The sequence below is a fragment of the Paenibacillus sp. JJ1722 genome, from assembly GCF_048282685.1.
Classification (GTDB): Bacteria; Bacillota; Bacilli; order Paenibacillales; family Paenibacillaceae; genus Paenibacillus; species Paenibacillus polymyxa_B.
Genome location: NZ_CP182500.1, coordinates 1 through 16,755 on the forward strand (window position 1 = coordinate 1; position 16,755 = coordinate 16,755).

At 47.6% G+C, this 16,755-nt stretch carries 9 protein-coding genes and 2 rRNA genes; 10 read left to right on the forward strand and 1 reads right to left on the reverse strand.

The window, feature by feature from the left end; genetic code table 11:
* The 6 genes from dnaA (at window position 1) to gyrB (ending at window position 6,321) form a co-directional block, all read left to right on the forward strand.
* Window positions 1-1,347, forward strand: a complete 1,347-nt coding sequence (gene dnaA / locus ACM1ND_RS00005; protein ID WP_023986414.1) for a chromosomal replication initiator protein DnaA — start codon at window positions 1-3, stop codon at window positions 1,345-1,347.
* A gap of 186 nt (window positions 1,348-1,533) precedes the next feature.
* Window positions 1,534-2,676 carry a DNA polymerase III subunit beta gene (dnaN, locus tag ACM1ND_RS00010; RefSeq protein WP_023986415.1) on the forward strand — a complete coding sequence of 381 codons (1,143 nt, stop codon included), beginning with the start codon at window positions 1,534-1,536 and terminating at the stop codon, window positions 2,674-2,676.
* A 47-nt stretch (window positions 2,677-2,723) separates the two neighbouring features.
* A complete protein-coding gene (gene yaaA / locus ACM1ND_RS00015; RefSeq protein ID WP_023986416.1) occupies window positions 2,724-2,942 on the forward strand; it encodes a S4 domain-containing protein YaaA in 219 nt (72 codons plus the stop codon).
* A gap of 54 nt (window positions 2,943-2,996) precedes the next feature.
* The gene (gene recF, locus ACM1ND_RS00020; protein WP_220026517.1) at window positions 2,997-4,112 is read left to right on the forward strand and encodes a DNA replication/repair protein RecF; all 1,116 of its coding nucleotides are present in this window, start codon (window positions 2,997-2,999) and stop codon (window positions 4,110-4,112) included.
* A gap of 16 nt (window positions 4,113-4,128) precedes the next feature.
* On the forward strand, window positions 4,129-4,380 hold the full coding sequence (gene remB / locus ACM1ND_RS00025; protein WP_007433255.1) for an extracellular matrix regulator RemB: 252 nt from the start codon (window positions 4,129-4,131) through the stop codon (window positions 4,378-4,380).
* 30 nt (window positions 4,381-4,410) lie between these two features.
* Window positions 4,411-6,321, forward strand: coding sequence for a DNA topoisomerase (ATP-hydrolyzing) subunit B (gene gyrB / locus ACM1ND_RS00030; protein WP_013308100.1), 1,911 nt, complete (start codon window positions 4,411-4,413; stop codon window positions 6,319-6,321).
* A 141-nt stretch (window positions 6,322-6,462) separates the two neighbouring features.
* On the opposite strand, the gene ACM1ND_RS00035 is transcribed toward gyrB, so the two are convergent.
* The gene (locus ACM1ND_RS00035) at window positions 6,463-7,290 is read right to left on the reverse strand and encodes a YheC/YheD family protein (protein WP_025720769.1); all 828 of its coding nucleotides are present in this window, start codon (window positions 7,288-7,290) and stop codon (window positions 6,463-6,465) included.
* 466 nt (window positions 7,291-7,756) lie between these two features.
* On the opposite strand from ACM1ND_RS00035, the gene gyrA reads away from it, so the two are divergent.
* The 4 genes from gyrA (at window position 7,757) to ACM1ND_RS00055 (ending at window position 16,734) form a co-directional block, all read left to right on the forward strand.
* The gene (gene gyrA / locus ACM1ND_RS00040; RefSeq protein WP_053324310.1) at window positions 7,757-10,321 is read left to right on the forward strand and encodes a DNA gyrase subunit A; all 2,565 of its coding nucleotides are present in this window, start codon (window positions 7,757-7,759) and stop codon (window positions 10,319-10,321) included.
* Window positions 10,322-10,536: 215 nt separating this feature from the next.
* On the forward strand, window positions 10,537-11,625 hold the full coding sequence (locus ACM1ND_RS00045) for an HD-GYP domain-containing protein (protein WP_028540988.1): 1,089 nt from the start codon (window positions 10,537-10,539) through the stop codon (window positions 11,623-11,625).
* 318 nt (window positions 11,626-11,943) lie between these two features.
* A 16S ribosomal RNA gene (locus ACM1ND_RS00050) occupies window positions 11,944-13,499 on the forward strand.
* Between the two features lie 309 nt (window positions 13,500-13,808).
* Window positions 13,809-16,734, forward strand: a 23S ribosomal RNA gene (locus tag ACM1ND_RS00055).
* The 16S and 23S rRNA genes sit together here, the layout of an rRNA operon.
* Window positions 16,735-16,755: the final 21 nt, after the last annotated feature.

Here is a 16,755-nt window from a genome sequence, read left to right on the forward strand (position 1 = left end):
GTGGACAGCCATACCTCTGAACTATGGCAGCAAATTCTATCCATCATACAAACCAAGCTGAGTAAGCCGAGTTACGACACTTGGTTTAAGGCTACCAAGGCAGCGAAACTAAATGACCACTCCATTGTGATTTCTGCACCGACAACTTTTGCCGTGGAATGGCTTGAAAGCCGCTATACCAAGCTAGTCGGAGCAACGGTTTATGAAATTTTGGGCAAACAACTAGAGGTCAAGTTCGTTATTGAAGAGAACAAGCCCGCCGAGGTCGACCTTCAGCAACAACCTCAGCAGCAGCCGGTCGTTCATGAAGAAGCTGTGTCCCATATGCTGAATCCCAAATATACATTCGATACATTCGTCATCGGATCGGGGAACCGTTTTGCCCATGCGGCATCGCTGGCCGTCGCCGAGGCGCCGGCAAAAGCTTACAATCCGCTGTTTTTATACGGTGGTGTGGGGCTGGGGAAAACGCATCTGATGCACGCTATCGGACACTATATTTTGGAGCACAATCCGACCAGCAAGGTCGTTTATTTATCGTCGGAGAAGTTTACGAATGAATTCATTAATGCCATCCGGGACAACCGCGGGGAAAGTTTCCGGAATAAATATCGCAACATTGATATTTTGCTCATTGATGATATTCAATTCATTGCGGGCAAGGAATCGACGCAGGAGGAATTTTTCCACACGTTCAACGCCCTTCATGAGGAACGCAAGCAGATTATAATCTCAAGCGATCGGCCGCCTAAAGAAATTCCAACGCTGGAGGAACGGCTGCGCTCTCGCTTCGAGTGGGGACTTATTACGGATATTCAACCGCCGGATCTGGAGACGAGAATTGCTATTCTTCGGAAAAAGGCGCGGGCGGAAAACCTGGATATTCCTAATGAGGCCATGATGTATATCGCTAATCAAATTGATACAAACATCCGTGAGCTGGAAGGGGCGCTTATTCGCGTTGTCGCTTATTCCTCCTTAACCAATCAGGATGTCACAAGTCATCTCGCGGCTGAGGCGTTGAAAGATATTATCCCGTCCAGTCGTCCAAAAATGATCACGATTCAGGATATACAGCATCAAGTCGGGGAATTTTACAATCTACGGCTGGAGGATTTTAAAGCGCGTAAGCGGACGAAGGCTGTAGCTTTTCCACGACAGATTGCCATGTACCTGTCTCGTGAGCTAACCGACTATTCTTTGCCAAAAATCGGCGAAGCCTTCGGTGGGCGTGATCATACGACTGTCATTCATGCGCACGAAAAAATCTCCAAATCCATTCAAGTGGATCAGGATCTGTTTAAAGTTATCAACAGCCTAATAGAAAAAATCAAAAATCCAACCTGAATAAGTTCAGAGCCTATACACAATTTATACACATGTGGATAGGCTTGATTTTATTAGGGTTACAGTGACTTATCCACATATTCAGTGCGCCTATTACTATTACTAATATATTTTAAAGATATACATCACCTAAATAAGGCCCGCGTCAACGCGTGCTTGAAGGATTAAAACCCGTAGGAGGAACTTATGAAGATCAGCATTCTGAAAAACGTTTTGAACGAGGCTATACAACATGTATCCAAAGCGATATCAAGTCGGACTACGATTCCAATTCTGAGTGGTATTAAGCTGGATGTGAATCACCAGGGAGTAACGCTGACCGCCAGCGATACAGACATCTCCATTCAATCCTTTATTCCGATGGAGGATGGTGACCAAACTGTTGTTCAGGTCGAACAACCCGGCAGTGTTGTGCTGCCTGCCAAATTCTTTGTCGAAATTATCAAAAAGTTGCCGTCGCAGGAGATCCATATGGAGGTAAAAGACCAATTCCAAACCTTTATCTCGTCCGGCGCAACTGAAATTCAGATTGTTGGCTTGGACCCTGAAGAATTCCCGGTGCTTCCCAACATTGAAGAAAATCAAGTCATCTCTGTACCAGGAGATTTACTTAAAAATATGATTAAACAGACGGTATTCTCCATCTCCACCCACGAAACGACACCGATTTTAACTGGCGTGTTGTGGAATCTGGCTGAGGGTGAATTGAAGTTTGTGGCAACGGACCGCCACCGCCTTGCCACCCGTAGCGCTCATTTGGAGACGTCTGAAGGCTTGCGTTTTAGCAATGTTGTCATTGCGGGCAAAACGCTGAATGAGCTGAGCAGAATTATTCCAGATCAAAATATGCTTGTGGATATCGTAGTAGCGGACAATCAGGTATTATTCAAAGTAGATCGGGTGCTATTTTATTCCCGCATCTTGGACGGCACCTATCCTGATACTTCTAGAATTATTCCGACCTCCTACAAAACAGAACTGATTGTGGATACAAAAAGTTTAAGTGAGTCAATTGACCGTGCTTATTTGCTGTCCCGTGAGGAAAAAACGAATATTGTAAAAATGCAGTCGCTGGAAAATGGCGGTTTGGAGATTTCCTCTAGTTCCTCTGAGCTTGGCAAAGTGCGTGAGGAAGTAACTGTGTCCAAATTTGAGGGAGAGCCGCTCAAAATTTCGTTCAACTCTAAATACATGCTCGACGTGCTGAAGGTGATTGACAGCGAGCAGCTGACGATTGCTTTTACCGGCATTATGAGCCCCATTATTTTAAAACCGGCTGATTCCAGCAATGCGCTGTATATCATCCTGCCATATCGCACAACCAACTGACGTTTAGCGTTAACCCACCCGAGGACAAGCGAAAGGATGAACAAGCCTTGAAACAGATATCTATACAAACCGAATACATTAAGCTCGATCAATTTTTAAAATTAGCCGATTGTGTATCCACAGGAGGCATGGCTAAAGCCCTGCTGCAAGAGGGACAAGTCCGTGTGAATGGTGAACCGGAAGAACGTCGTGGAAGAAAACTGTACCCGGGTGATACCGTAGAAGTAGAGGACAACGGAAGTTTCGAAGTTACAGCAGGAGCATGATCGCCTGGGTGGCAAGGACTCCTTTTAGGTACGGAGTAACAAGGGGGACCCTATGTGTTTGTGAACAACATTGTTTTGCAGCAGTACCGGAACTATGAACGGCTGGAGCTGAATGAATTTGGGCCCGTTAATTTGCTGATCGGACAAAATGCGCAGGGCAAAACGAATCTGGTAGAGGCGATTTTTGTACTGGCTTTAACCAAAAGTCATCGAACGTCCCGCGACAAGGAGTTAATCTCTTTCGGGGCTACTTCCACTCACCTAGCTGCGGATGTGGATAAAAAATACGGGAAAATCAGACTGGATCTCGCGTTATCCACACAAGGTAAAAAAGCAAAGATCAACGGACTGGAGCAGCGCAAACTGAGCGATTTTATCGGTTCGTTAAATGTGGTCATGTTTGCACCTGAGGATCTGGAAATTGTGAAAGGAACACCGGGGGTTCGCCGCCGGTTTCTTGACATGGAAATCGGACAGGTTGCGCCAGGATATCTGTATCATTTGCAGCAATATCAGAAAGTATTGGTTCAGCGAAACAACCTGCTCAAGCAAGCTTGGGGTAAGGATATGGCGTCAGTGCAGCTGATGCTGGAGGTATGGAATGAGCAACTTGTTGAGCATGGTGTTAAAATTGTTAAAAAGCGGAAACAATTTATAACAAAGCTACAAAAGTGGGCTCAGGCCATTCATGAAGGGATAGCAGGTGGGACAGAAGAGTTAAAATTAACCTATGTTCCCTCCTTCAGTGAGCCAGAGGAAGAAGATGAAGCTGTCTTATTGGAGCGATTTATGATAAAGTTATCCCAAATGAGGGAACAGGAAATCCGCCGTGGCATGACTTTGGCGGGACCCCATCGTGACGATTTGGCCTTTGCCATTAACGGCAGAGAAGTGCATACGTATGGCTCTCAGGGGCAGCAGCGGACGACGGCCCTGTCCTTGAAGTTGGCCGAAATAGAGTTAATCCATGAGGAAATTGGTGAATATCCTGTCTTGCTGCTGGATGATGTTTTGTCCGAGCTGGACCCCTATCGTCAGACCCAGCTGATCGAGACTTTCCAAAGCAAGGTACAGACCTTTATCACGGCAACCGGGGTTGAGACTTTGAACGCAGAACGACTCAAGGATGCCAATATTTATCACGTCCACGACGGGCATGTGGAACACTAAGGAGTGAGTGACCGCTATGTATATTCATCTGGGTGGAGAAAAAATCATCCGCTCGTCAGAGCTTGTGGCTATTTTCGATATCTCGATTGAAAAATCCTCTAAAATCTCCAAGCAATACGTGAACCACGCCCAACAGCAAAAGCATGTCGAGATGATTGGCGAAGAGGAAGCCAAGTCCATCGTAGTGACTCAGAATACGGTGTATTATTCCCCCATCTCCTCAACAACACTCAAAAAGCGGGCAAACCAGTTTGTTGCCAATGCTTAACCATAGAATCTATAGAAGTAGGTGAAAGGCATGTCTATGAATCAACCGTCTTATGATGCGGGCGAGATTCAGGTCCTCGAGGGCCTGGAAGCGGTTCGGAAACGTCCCGGGATGTATATTGGCTCCACGAGCGCCAAAGGTCTCCATCATCTGGTCTGGGAAGTTGTGGACAACAGCATTGACGAAGCGCTGGCGGGTTATTGTGACAGCATTCAAGTTGTGGTTCACGAAGATAACAGCGTTACCGTTACAGATAACGGACGCGGTATTCCGGTAAGCGAACACGCCAAAATGAAAAAATCTGCGCTGGAAGTCGTTATGACTGTACTTCACGCCGGCGGTAAATTCGGAGGCGGAGGGTACAAGGTATCTGGTGGTCTGCACGGGGTTGGTGTATCGGTAGTGAACGCTCTCTCCAGCAAAATGATCGTTCATGTTAAACGGGACGGACATCTGTATGAGCAGGAATATCACCGTGGTGCTCCGCAGTATGATGTCAGAGTCATCGGTGATACAGACGAGACGGGTACCCAAACGACCTTCTATCCGGACGATCAAATCTTTACAGAAACGACTGTATACGATTATGATACGCTCCAAACGCGGATTCGTGAGTTGGCTTTCCTGAACAAAGGCATTGCAATCAGCTTGACTGATGAACGGACGGGCGCCAGCGATACATTCCATTACGAGGGCGGAATCAGTGAATATGTACAATTCTTGAATCAAAAAAGAGAAGCGTTACATGAACAGCCGATTTATGTCGAAGGCTCGCGTGATATGATTCAAGTCGAGGTTGCTTTGCAATATAACGACAGCTATACCGAGAATATTTATTCTTTTGCTAACAACATCAATACCCATGAGGGCGGAACTCACGAATCAGGCTTCAAGAGTGCATTAACCCGGATTATTAACGATTATGCACGTAAAAATGGCTTGATTAAGGACAACAATGCCAACTTGACTGGTGATGATGTGCGTGAAGGATTGACGGCGATTATCTCCGTCAAAATTCCAGAACCACAGTTTGAGGGTCAGACCAAGACAAAGCTGGGGAACAGTGAGGTGCGAGGGATTGTCGAATCCCTATTCGCAGAGAAACTCCAGGAATTCCTAGAGGAAAATCCGTCTGTTTCCCGCCGTGTGGTTGATAAATCATTACAAGCAGCACGTGCCCGGGAAGCAGCGCGTAAAGCGCGTGAGCTTACACGTCGTAAAAGCGCGCTGGAAATCAGTTCGCTCCCAGGCAAGCTGGCAGATTGCTCCTCTAAGGATGCTTCGATTAGTGAACTGTACATCGTCGAAGGTGACTCAGCGGGGGGTTCGGCCAAGCAGGGTCGTGATCGTCACTTTCAAGCTATTTTGCCGATTCGCGGTAAAATCCTGAATGTCGAAAAGGCACGCTTGGACCGTATTTTGTCCAGTGATGAAATCCGGTCGATGGTAACAGCAATGGGCACAGGGATCGGAGACGACTTTGACATCGCCAAAGCCCGTTATCACAAGGTCATTATCATGACAGATGCGGATGTCGATGGTGCCCATATTCGTACGTTGTTGCTGACGTTCTTCTATCGGTACATGCGTAAAATCATTGATGCAGGCTATATTTATATTGCTCAGCCACCACTATTCAAAGTAGAGCGTAACAAAGTTGTACGTTATGCGAACTCCGAGGCGGAACGTGATGAGATCATCAGGGAATTTGGAGAAAACGCGAAGTACAATGTACAGCGCTATAAAGGTTTGGGTGAGATGAATGCGACCCAACTTTGGGAAACTACGATGGACCCTGAGAGTCGTACCATGCTTCAGGTAACTGTCAGTGACGCGATGCTGGCTGATACACTGTTCAATACCTTGATGGGTGATAATGTAGAACCTCGTCGTGACTTTATCCAAGAACATGCGAAGTACGTGAAAAATCTCGATTTTTAATGTGTGATGTTCTTTCCTAGTGGCTGTATTACGTGCTCATTAGGTAGTATTTTGTAGGAGTTCACAAGGGGCGCCCAAAGGGGCGTCCCTTTTCTTGTCATTAACCAGCCCGGGTGTATTTGAATATTTAATCTCATTGTTTTAGGCTTTTTTCTTAGAGCGTACGGCTTTACCCGTGGATGGAGAGTACCGTCCGTAGCCTACTGCATATCTGAATATTTTATGATAGAGGCTTTTGTTTGGAAGGGAAGAGAACACCTTGATTGCTGGTCTCGTGTTAACCTCCAGAATCCACGGATAATTTTGCTGATCCAGTCCCACATCTAATCCTATTTCCCTTAAACGTGGGTATCTTTTTTGCAACTGCCAGGCTACCCGTTCGCCCATTTTTGATAATTTTTGCTCCAGTCGTACAGATTCCTTTACATCCATGTATGGAGCGACCAGCTCATTGAAAAAGCGCGTTGTCCCACCGCTGTGATGATTGGTGACGACTTTGTCAGGAGCAGCTACGCGTCCTACAATAAGCGTTGTTTCCCATTGGTGTCTTAAGTTCATCTGGGTTAATACCCTCAGATCGAAAGGGCGTGCTTCATGCTGAAGAAGTGGAATTCCACGCTGGATCAGATATGGACGTTTTCGTATGCGGGAAGAAACCACTCTATGCAGATCTTCTAGACTTTCGAAGGTGAAGGTATCTACTTCATAGCGAAGCACATACCAAGTTCTCTCTTCGATGATTCCTTCTTCTGTCGGCGGAAGCGGTTCTGTCAGCCTCTCTGCCCGCATAACCCCTTTTCCATAAGTACCGTTATCAGGCTTAATATAGACAGTACCATACACGGCCAACATTTCGTTCAAGTGATCAAACGTGTACAACCGTGTTTCCGGTACATAAGCGGCCAATGTCGGATTGGGGAGAATGGCATTTGTTTTGGTCCACTTACTGGATACTCGCTGAATAGACAAGTAATCTCATCCCTTTCTTTTCGAAATATGAGTCATGTACTTGGAATCCGCAACACTTTGACAAAACAAGGGAAACTAAAGGACAAGTGCGTAAAACAATGATATAATAGAGAAATACGGCGTTTTTCGGAATTTTGCTAAGTGAACCCTGACCGTATACGTATTGTATGTGGAAAAGGCCCTTAGGGTGGGGGCTAATCCCCAGCTCTGGGGAATTTGTTATAATCAGGGCTTGTGAGTTGTACAAGAGAATAGCGATCTGCTACAGGCAGAGAGAGAATGACGAGGGATTTACGCTGTAAAGAGGACAGATGTGTTTAATTGTGCTCTTTTTGTGAAAGTAATATAATTATACAGATGAGGATTTCAGCCAAAATCCTGCGCAGAGAGCGGAGTGTATAGGCAGTATCTTGTTAGGCTTTTCACATAGAGAGCATTGTATTGAAGGATAAGAAGGAGGACCAGCATGGCGGATCAAAATAACTCGCAAATCATCAATAGGGATATCGGAGTGGAAATGCGCGAATCCTTTATGGATTATGCCATGAGTATTATTGTTAGCCGTGCCTTGCCTGATGTGCGGGACGGACTGAAGCCGGTACACCGTCGTATTTTGTACGCGATGTCCGAGCTAGGCATGTCGCCAGATAAGCCTTACAAAAAATCGGCAAGAATCGTCGGCGAAGTTATCGGTAAGTATCACCCTCATGGTGATACGGCTGTATATGATACGATGGTGCGGATGGCGCAGGATTTTTCTTTGCGTTATATGTTGGTGGATGGACACGGTAACTTTGGCTCCGTGGATGGAGATATGGCGGCTGCGATGCGTTACACCGAAGCACGGTTGTCCAAGATTGCCATGGAAATGCTACGTGATTTGAACAAAGAGACCGTTGATTTTATGCCGAACTACGATGGTGAAGAGAGCGAGCCCGTCGTATTACCTGCACGTTATCCTAACTTGCTGGTGAATGGCGTCGGCGGAATTGCAGTCGGGATGGCTACCAATATTCCTCCGCATAACTTGGGAGAGGTTATCGATGGTGTACAAGCATTGATCGAAAACCCCGACATTACGCCGATGGAACTTATGGATTATATTCAAGGGCCCGATTTCCCGACAGCAGGTTATATTTTAGGACGCTCTGGTATTCGTCAGGCGTACCAGACTGGCCGCGGATCTGTGACCATGCGTGCGAAGACCACCATAGAAGAGATTGGCAATAAAGCACGGATTATCGTGCATGAGCTGCCTTACCAAGTGAATAAGGCTCGTCTGGTTGAGAAAATTGCCGAATTAGTACGTGACAAACGTATTGAAGGCATTACGGATCTTCGGGATGAATCGGACCGTACGGGTATGCGTGTCGTTATCGAGTTGCGTAGGGACGTGAACCCGAACGTCGTTCTGAATAATTTGTTTAAACATACGGCTATGCAGTCGAATTTCGGTATTAATATGCTTGCCATTGTAAACAACGAACCGAAGATTTTGAACCTGAAGGATGTCTTGTATCATTATCTCAAACATCAGGTCGAGGTTATTCGTCGCCGGACAGAATTTGATCTGAAAAAAGCCGAAGCCAGAGCACACATTCTGGAAGGCTTGCGCATTGCCCTTGACCATCTGGACGAAGTTATTGCCTTGATTCGTTCTTCCCAAACTGCAGAAGCAGCTCGTGAAGGACTGATTGAGCGTTTCTCGCTCACTCTTGAGCAGTCTCAGGCTATTCTTGATATGCGTCTGCAACGCTTAACCGGTTTGGAACGTGAGAAGATCGAGAACGAATATAACGAGCTAATACAAAAGATTGCGGAATACCGTGAGATTTTGGCGAACGAGCATCTGGTACTCAACATCATTAGCGAAGAGCTGAATGAACTTAAGGAACGTTTCGCTGATGACCGTCGCACTGAAATTACAGTGGGTGAAGAGAGTATTCTGGATGAGGATCTCATTCCGCGTGAAGATGTTATTATTACTGTAACCCATACGGGATATATCAAACGCCTTCCTGTTACTACCTATCGCAGTCAAAAACGCGGTGGTCGTGGTGTAGTGGGTATGGATACCAAAGATGAGGATTTCGTAGAGCATCTGTTCATTACGAATTCACATCATCATTTGTTATTCTTTACCGACAAGGGCAAGGTATATCGGATTAAGGCCTATGAGATTCCTGACCTTAGCCGGACAGCCCGGGGGACACCGATTATTAACCTGATTCAGATTGAACAGGGTGAGTCGATCAATGCGGTAATTCCAATCGAGGAATTTGTGGAGGATAGCTATCTATTCTTTGCGACCCAGCATGGAATCATAAAGAAGACACCACTTGATGACTATGCAAATATCCGCAAAGGTGGCTTGATTGCCATTAACTTGCGTGAAGATGACGCCCTGATCGAAGTGAAGCTGACGGACGGACAGCAGGAAATGATTATTGGTACAGCACAAGGCATGTCTATCCGTTTCCCTGAAAGTGATGTACGGTCTATGGGCCGTAGCGCTACAGGGGTTAAAGGGATCAACCTTGATGAGAGTGATGCTGTAATTGGTATGGACATCGTAGATACCAGCCTGGATATCCTGATTGTAACGGCCAAAGGTTATGGCAAGCGTACCCCTGTTGTGGATTATCGTATCCAAAGCCGTGGAGGTAAGGGGATCAAGACGATTAATGTTACGGATAAAAATGGTCCGGTTGTCGGTCTCAAGGTTGTAAAAACCGAAGAGGATCTGATGATCATTACAGCTAGTGGCACCTTGATTCGGACTAGCATGGGGGAAATCTCCACGATGGGTCGGAATACACAAGGGGTAAGGCTGATTAATATTCGCGATGATGATTCGGTTGCAACTGTTTGTCGAGCGAACAAGAATGAGGAGCAGGATGAACTGCTTGAAGAATTATTAGAGGGTGGGGAAGCTGGAGAGGGCTCATCTCTATCATCTGTTGAACCAACTCTCGAAACGAATACAGAAGGTGCGGAAGGTAACGACCCAGAATCTTCTGAGGGCGAATAAGAGCCTGAATATGGAAACAACAGTAGTTATTAAATTTCAGATGGAACAGACTCTCTGACTATTTGGTCGGGGAGTCTTTTTCTTTTTCTGGCTAACGAATTCAGACAAGTATGCTTTAAATGGCATAAAATGAATGTACAGGATCATTCCCAAGTAATATAATGACATCATAACTGGCAGCTGGAGCAGCTGTTGTGAGAACAGAGAGGTTGACCATGACAACTGTACCCGTATCCGAATTAAAAGCAGGACTTAGATTGCAAAGCGATGTATTTACAGAAATGGGCAGTTTGCTGCTACCGAAAGGGCGCATTCTGCTACCGCGTGACTTGGAGATTTTACAGGCGTTCCTGATCCAGCAAGTTGAGGTAGGGACGGATGATCTTACAAAATCCAGTAGCGAGTCTACGACTGTTCGATCTGGAACATCTGAATCGCAAGGACCTTCGTTAGATGGACGAGATGAATCTGAACAATTTCAGGATGAGTATGACAAAATGGTGATGCTCGTTAAGAATGCATTTCAATCGGTGCTCGTCTCTAATTTATCTATATATGAACTGCGAGGACAATTGGAGTCCTTACTGGTGCACATTCAGCGCTATAATGTAATGACCTATACTCCGCCCGCCATGATCGAAGTGGACTATATTTTTCACAACGCCGTGCTAACCTCCCTTACTTCCTATTCCATTGCACAATGGATCGGATTACCTCAAAAGGATTGGATGCAAGTGGCTTTTGCTGGATTGCTTCATGACATAGGGAACGCTAAAATGGACCCGGTCATTCTGTATAAGCCCTCCAAACTAACGTGGGAAGAGCAAGAAGAAATACGTCGCCATACATCACTAGGATACCAGTTGCTTAAAAATGTGAAAGCTATTAACGAAGGTGTGCGTTTGGCAGCTCTTCAGCATCATGAGAAAGTGGACGGTACTGGATATCCACTGCGTCTTAAAGGGGAACAAATCCACATCTACGCTAAAATCGTTGGAGTGGCTGATGTATTCCATGCTATGACTCTAGAGAAAACATACCGACCTGCCCAATCACCGTATCTGGTTCTAGAGCAAATCAAGTCAGAATCATTTGGAAAGCTGGACCCAAGTGTCGTACAAGTTTTTATTCATAAGTTAACCCAATTCAATAATGGAACCAAGGTGCGCCTCAATGATAACCGTACAGGGGAAATTATTTTCGCTGATCGAGATCATCCGACTCGGCCGTTGATTCAAGTAGATGGGGAAATCATTAACTTAATGCTGCAAAGAGAGCTTTATATCGAGTGTATTGTTACTTAACTAAGTATTTTTAAAATAACAGTTGCACAATATAAAGAAAGTATGATATATTATTTCTTGTCGCTTCAAGTGTTATCAAGAAGAGCGAAAAACACTTTTGAAAAAAGTGTTGACATAACTCTAGAAAATATGATACACTATAAAAGTTGCTGAGGGGTTGAAAGAAACGCCGATGCGGACATTGAATGTTTGATCTTTGAAAACTGAACAACGAGTGAGTAAAACGATTTTGCTTGCAAAATCAAACAAGAGATATTTTATCTCGTCAGTTTCAAAATGAGCTTATCGCTCTTTCTATAAACCAACTTCAGTTGGTCTTTAATGGAGAGTTTGATCCTGGCTCAGGACGAACGCTGGCGGCGTGCCTAATACATGCAAGTCGAGCGGGGTTGTTTAGAAGCTTGCTTCTAAACAACCTAGCGGCGGACGGGTGAGTAACACGTAGGCAACCTGCCCACAAGACAGGGATAACTACCGGAAACGGTAGCTAATACCCGATACATCCTTTTCCTGCATGGGAGAAGGAGGAAAGACGGAGCAATCTGTCACTTGTGGATGGGCCTGCGGCGCATTAGCTAGTTGGTGGGGTAAAGGCCTACCAAGGCGACGATGCGTAGCCGACCTGAGAGGGTGATCGGCCACACTGGGACTGAGACACGGCCCAGACTCCTACGGGAGGCAGCAGTAGGGAATCTTCCGCAATGGGCGAAAGCCTGACGGAGCAACGCCGCGTGAGTGATGAAGGTTTTCGGATCGTAAAGCTCTGTTGCCAGGGAAGAACGTCTTGTAGAGTAACTGCTACAAGAGTGACGGTACCTGAGAAGAAAGCCCCGGCTAACTACGTGCCAGCAGCCGCGGTAATACGTAGGGGGCAAGCGTTGTCCGGAATTATTGGGCGTAAAGCGCGCGCAGGCGGCTCTTTAAGTCTGGTGTTTAATCCCGAGGCTCAACTTCGGGTCGCACTGGAAACTGGGGAGCTTGAGTGCAGAAGAGGAGAGTGGAATTCCACGTGTAGCGGTGAAATGCGTAGATATGTGGAGGAACACCAGTGGCGAAGGCGACTCTCTGGGCTGTAACTGACGCTGAGGCGCGAAAGCGTGGGGAGCAAACAGGATTAGATACCCTGGTAGTCCACGCCGTAAACGATGAATGCTAGGTGTTAGGGGTTTCGATACCCTTGGTGCCGAAGTTAACACATTAAGCATTCCGCCTGGGGAGTACGGTCGCAAGACTGAAACTCAAAGGAATTGACGGGGACCCGCACAAGCAGTGGAGTATGTGGTTTAATTCGAAGCAACGCGAAGAACCTTACCAGGTCTTGACATCCCTCTGACCGGTCTAGAGATAGGCCTTTCCTTCGGGACAGAGGAGACAGGTGGTGCATGGTTGTCGTCAGCTCGTGTCGTGAGATGTTGGGTTAAGTCCCGCAACGAGCGCAACCCTTATGCTTAGTTGCCAGCAGGTCAAGCTGGGCACTCTAAGCAGACTGCCGGTGACAAACCGGAGGAAGGTGGGGATGACGTCAAATCATCATGCCCCTTATGACCTGGGCTACACACGTACTACAATGGCCGGTACAACGGGAAGCGAAATCGCGAGGTGGAGCCAATCCTAGAAAAGCCGGTCTCAGTTCGGATTGTAGGCTGCAACTCGCCTACATGAAGTCGGAATTGCTAGTAATCGCGGATCAGCATGCCGCGGTGAATACGTTCCCGGGTCTTGTACACACCGCCCGTCACACCACGAGAGTTTACAACACCCGAAGTCGGTGGGGTAACCCGCAAGGGAGCCAGCCGCCGAAGGTGGGGTAGATGATTGGGGTGAAGTCGTAACAAGGTAGCCGTATCGGAAGGTGCGGCTGGATCACCTCCTTTCTATGGAGAATCGTTTCCTGCAACGGAAACATTCAAATATGAAGCGTAAGCTTCAAAACTCAGGTTTAGGCCTGTTACTCACTCGTTGCTCAGTTTTGAGAGCTCAAACTCTCAAAAAAGCTGGTTATTTACAGCTTTGCACCTTGAAAACTGGATACCGAAACGAAATTGCGTTTTAGAATATTCCTTTAAGCTGATCTTGTGTAAACAAGTGAAATAAAGGTAGCAGGTAAGGAAAGATCTTTTGCCTTTGGCAAAAATCATTCTTTATCGAACATCGACATTTTCTTTCTTTGAAAGAAAAGTCTAGGTTAAGCTACAAAGAGCACACGGAGGATGCCTAGGCGCCAGGAGCCGACGAAGGACGTGGCGAACAACGATAAGGCCTCGGGGAGCTGTAAGCAAGCTTTGATCCGGGGATGTCCGAATGGGGAAACCCGGCTGTCTTCATCGACAGTCACTTTCTGCTGAATACATAGGCAGAATAGAGGCAGACCAGGGGAACTGAAACATCTAAGTACCCTGAGGAAGAGAAAACAATAGTGATTCCGTCAGTAGCGGCGAGCGAACGCGGATTAGCCCAAACCAAGGAGCTTGCTCCTTGGGGTTGTGGGACGTCTCACATGGAGTTACAAAGGAACCGGTTAGATGAAGAGGTCTGGAAAGGCCCGCCAGAGAAGGTAAAAGCCCTGTAGTTCAAAACTTGTTCTCTCCGAGACGGATCCCGAGTAGTGCGGGGCACGTGAAACCCCGTATGAATCCGGCAGGACCATCTGCCAAGGCTAAATACTCCCTGGCGACCGATAGTGAAGCAGTACCGTGAGGGAAAGGTGAAAAGCACCCCGGAAGGGGAGTGAAATAGATCCTGAAACCGTGTGCTTACAAGAAGTCAGAGCCCGATCTATGGGTGATGGCGTGCCTTTTGTAGAATGAACCGGCGAGTTACGTTCCCGTGCAAGGTTAAGGTGAAGAGCTGAAGCCGCAGCGAAAGCGAGTCTGAATAGGGCGATCTTGAGTACGTGGACGTAGACCCGAAACCGGGTGATCTACCCCTGTCCAGGGTGAAGGTGCGGTAACACGCACTGGAGGCCCGAACCCACGCATGTTGAAAAATGCGGGGATGAGGTGGGGGTAGCGGAGAAATTCCAATCGAACCCGGAGATAGCTGGTTCTCCCCGAAATAGCTTTAGGGCTAGCCTCGGAAATAGAATCGTGGAGGTAGAGCACTGATTGGGTGCGGGGCCCGCAAGGGTTACCAAGCTCAGTCAAACTCCGAATGCCATAGATTTAGTTCCGGGAGTCAGACAGTGAGTGCTAAGATCCATTGTCGAAAGGGAAACAGCCCAGACCATCAGCTAAGGTCCCCAAGTGTGTGTTAAGTGGGAAAGGATGTGGAGTTGCACAGACAACCAGGATGTTGGCTTAGAAGCAGCCACCATTGAAAGAGTGCGTAATAGCTCACTGGTCGAGTGACTCTGCGCCGAAAATGTAACGGGGCTAAACACACCACCGAAGCTATGGCTTGATGCTTGCATCAGGGGTAGGGGAGCGTTGAATGCGGGTTGAAGGTGTACCGTAAGGAGCGCTGGACTGCATTCAAGTGAGAATGCCGGTATGAGTAACGAAAAGATCTGTGAGAATCAGATCCGCCGAAAGCCTAAGGGTTCCTGAGGAAGGTTCGTCCGCTCAGGGTAAGTCGGGACCTAAGGCGAGGCCGATAGGCGTAGTCGAAGGACAACAGGTCGAAATTCCTGTACCACCGTAATCCGTTATGAGCGATGGGGTGACGCAGTAGGGTAGTGACGCGGACTGATGGATGTCCGTCTAAGCAGTGAGGCTGGTGTGTAGGCAAATCCGCACATCGTAAGGCTGGGCTGTGATGGGGAGCGAAAATTGTAGTAGCGAAGGTCATGATCTCAGACTGCCAAGAAAAGCCTCTAGCCAGGAGAAGGTGCCCGTACCGCAAACCGACACAGGTAGGCGAGAAGAGAATTCTAAGGCGCGCGGAAGAACTCTCGTTAAGGAACTCGGCAAAATGACCCCGTAACTTCGGGAGAAGGGGTGCCTCGGTAGGGTGAATAGCCCGAGGGGGCCGCAGTGAAAAGGCCCAAGCGACTGTTTAGCAAAAACACAGGTCTGTGCGAAGCCGCAAGGCGAAGTATACGGGCTGACGCCTGCCCGGTGCTGGAAGGTTAAGGGGAGTGGTAAGCCTTTGGGCGAAGCTATGAACCGAAGCCCCAGTAAACGGCGGCCGTAACTATAACGGTCCTAAGGTAGCGAAATTCCTTGTCAGGTAAATTCTGACCCGCACGAATGGCGTAACGACTTGGGCGCTGTCTCAACGAGAGATCCGGTGAAATTTTAATACCTGTGAAGATGCAGGTTACCCGCGACAAGACGGAAAGACCCCATGGAGCTTTACTGCAGCTTGATATTGAATTTGGGTACGATCTGTACAGGATAGGTGGGAGCCGTTGAATCTTGAGCGCCAGCTTGAGAGGAGGCATCCTTGGGATACCACCCTGATCGTATCTAGGTTCTAACTTGGTACCGTGATCCGGTGCGAGGACAGTGTCAGGTGGGCAGTTTGACTGGGGCGGTCGCCTCCTAAAGAGTAACGGAGGCGCCCCAAGGTTCCCTCAGAATGGTTGGAAATCATTCGAAGAGTGCAAAGGCAGAAGGGAGCTTGACTGCGAGACCTACAAGTCGAGCAGGGACGAAAGTCGGGCTTAGTGATCCGGTGGTACCGCATGGAAGGGCCATCGCTCAACGGATAAAAGCTACCCTGGGGATAACAGGCTTATCTCCCCCAAGAGTCCACATCGACGGGGAGGTTTGGCACCTCGATGTCGGCTCATCGCATCCTGGGGCTGAAGTAGGTCCCAAGGGTTGGGCTGTTCGCCCATTAAAGCGGTACGCGAGCTGGGTTCAGAACGTCGTGAGACAGTTCGGTCCCTATCTGTCGTGGGCGTAGGAAATTTGAGAGGAGCTGTCCTTAGTACGAGAGGACCGGGATGGACGTACCGCTGGTGTACCAGTTGTTCCGCCAGGAGCACCGCTGGGTAGCTATGTACGGAAGGGATAAGCGCTGAAAGCATCTAAGCGTGAAGCCCCCCTCAAGATGAGATTTCCCAATTAGTAAGACCCCTTGAAGACGACGAGGTAGATAGGTTGGGGGTGGAAGTGCAGTAATGCATGGAGCTGACCAATACTAATCGGTCGAGGGCTTATCCTAAATAAAACGCAAATAAGTTTC